Raw genomic sequence first — 2287 nt, 5'->3', positions numbered from 1 at the left:
AGGCTGCACGGCGAACTCGGCCACGTCCCACCCGCCGAGTACGAGGCGCTACACGCGATGACCCACCCGGTCACCGCACCCCTGAAAACCAGCTAACCAACTCTCCATCAAACCCGGGGCTTGACACCTCGTGGTCGAGGATCGACGCGAGCCCGGCCGGTACGACGCGGAGTGGATCGTCGTGCTCGACGACTGGGTCGACGGCACCGGCCGCACCCCGGATCAGGTGCTCGCCTCGCTGCAGGACATGGGCGGCCACGGTGACATGGGTGGGATGAGCGGTATGGACCACGGGAACATGGGCAGCGCGCCGATGGCAGGCATGTCCGGCATGTCGATGGGCGGCATGGAGACCATGATCTCCCCGTTGCTCGGCGGCGCCGGGGACATCGCCTACCCCCACTACCTGATTAACGGCCGCATCCCCGCCGCTCCGGTCACCCTGATCGGGCGACCACGGCAGCGCGTGCGAATTCGCCTGGTCAATGCCGCCTCCGATACCGCGTTCCGGGTGGCTCTCGGCGGGCACCGCCTCACCGTCACCCATACCGACGGTTTCCCGGTCGCCCCGACCACCACGGACGCTCTGGTGCTCGGGATGGGCGAACGGGCAGATGTCACCGTGGAGCTGGGTGACGGAGTGTTCCCGCTCGTGGCGGTCGCCGAGGGCAAGGGCGGGCAGGGCCTGGCGCTGGTCCGCACCGGCGTTGGCGGCGTTCCCAACCCCTCGGTGCGGCCGGTCGAGCTGGATCGGCGCGTGGTGATCACCGCGGCTCTGAAAGCGTCGGACGACGTGGCGCTGGACAGCCGCACACCTGACCGGGTGCACCGTCTGGTACTCGGCGGCTCGATGATGCCCTACCGATGGACCATCAACGGGGCCACCTTTGATGACCTGGATCCGCTGCTGGTAAAGCAGGGCGAGCGGGTACGGCTGGAGTTCGTCAACGAGACGACGATGTTTCATCCCATGCATGTGCACGGGCACACCTTCGCCGTGGTGGGAAGCGGCGCCCGCAAGGACACCGTCATCGTGACGCCGAAGCAGACTGTCTCGGTTGACTTCGATGCTGACAACCCAGGCCAGTGGATGACGCACTGCCACAACATCTATCACGCCGAGACCGGGATGATGATCAATTTCGCGTACCAGGCCTGAGATCCCTTGGGCAGTCAGATCGCTCGGCGGGAAAGGCAACTAGCCGGGCATCAGGTGCGCCACGTCCCAGTTGTGGGCGGATTGGCCAGGAGAGGACCAGGGCCGCTCGGCATTGCCGGGCGGCCCTCATCCGTGAACAAGCCGCAGTTGTCGGTGTGGGCGGGCATCACCGCACGCTCTGGCCGGTGGCGCCCACGTCCGGACCCGGTGGCCGAAGGAGGTAGGAGCTGCGGCACTCTCGGGTGTCGCCAACGCCCGCCCGCCGCCTCAAATGCCGATCTGCCCTGGCCCCACCGTTGCCCGTAGCCAGTTCATCAGGTCGCTCCACGCGCCGGTCAACAGGGCTAGCCCGATCGCGACGAGTAGGGCACCACCTAGCCGAGTGACCCAGCGATGGTGGCGGCGTACGAAGGCGGTGAGGGCCAACGCCCGGCGCAGGCCCAGGCCGACCAGCAGAAACGGCACACCGAGACCGGCGCAGTAGGCCAGGGCGAGGACAATTGCTCTGGTGGCGGTCGACTCCACCGAAGCCATGCCGAGCACCGCACCGAGCGTGGGCGACACGCATGGCGTCCAGGACAAGCCGAAGGTCAGGCCGAGCACGGGTGCGCTGGCCACCCCTGCCGCGGGCAGCCGCGCAACGCGGAATTGCCGTTGTAGCAGCGGAAACGCCCCGAGGTGGCCCAGCCCGAGCACCACGATCAGTGCCCCGGCGACGATCTCGACGACACGGGCGTTTGCCGTCAAGGCTCGGCCGACCGCGTTGAACGCCACCGCCACCGTGACGAACACGACGGCGAACCCGCCGATGAAGCCGAGGGTGCCGGCTGCGACCCGGCTTCGCGCGCGGCGACGGGTAACCAGTGCTACTGCGCCGCTGACAATCGGCGCACGGCCAGCGGCGCTGTCGAGGTCCGTACCGGCGAGTCCGGTCATGTAAGACAGGTAGCCGGGCACCAGGGGAAGGACGCAGGGAGACAAGAAGCTGACCAGACCCGCGACGGTTGCGTCCACGGAAGTGGTGTACGACTTGCCCGTGATGGGCGTGTTGGGTAGATAGGAGACGGCCACCGCGCGATCCTTCGAGACGGCTAAGCCCAGTGAAGGAGAGTGATGCGCGATGGCCGC

At 67.8% G+C, this 2287-nt stretch carries 1 protein-coding gene and 1 pseudogene; one reads left to right on the top strand and one right to left on the bottom strand.

Features of this window, described 5'->3' with window-relative positions; translation table 11 throughout:
- Positions 1 to 127: 127 nt before the first annotated feature.
- A pseudogene (locus D7I43_RS32340) lies at positions 128 to 1159 on the top strand (multicopper oxidase family protein); the annotation flags it as partial.
- A gap of 267 nt (positions 1160 to 1426) precedes the next feature.
- On the opposite strand, the gene D7I43_RS32335 reads toward D7I43_RS32340, so the two are convergent.
- Positions 1427 to 2200 (bottom strand): cytochrome c biogenesis CcdA family protein, encoded by a 774-nt coding sequence (locus D7I43_RS32335; protein ID WP_120332332.1) that lies wholly within the window; start codon positions 2198 to 2200, stop codon positions 1427 to 1429.
- Between the last annotated feature and the right edge of the window lie 87 nt (positions 2201 to 2287).

The sequence above is a fragment of the Micromonospora globbae genome, from assembly GCF_003610785.1.
Lineage (GTDB): Bacteria > Actinomycetota > Actinomycetes > Mycobacteriales > Micromonosporaceae > Micromonospora > Micromonospora globbae.
Note: the sequence above shows the minus strand (reverse complement) of the source record. Positions and strands in the feature narration are given on the sequence as shown.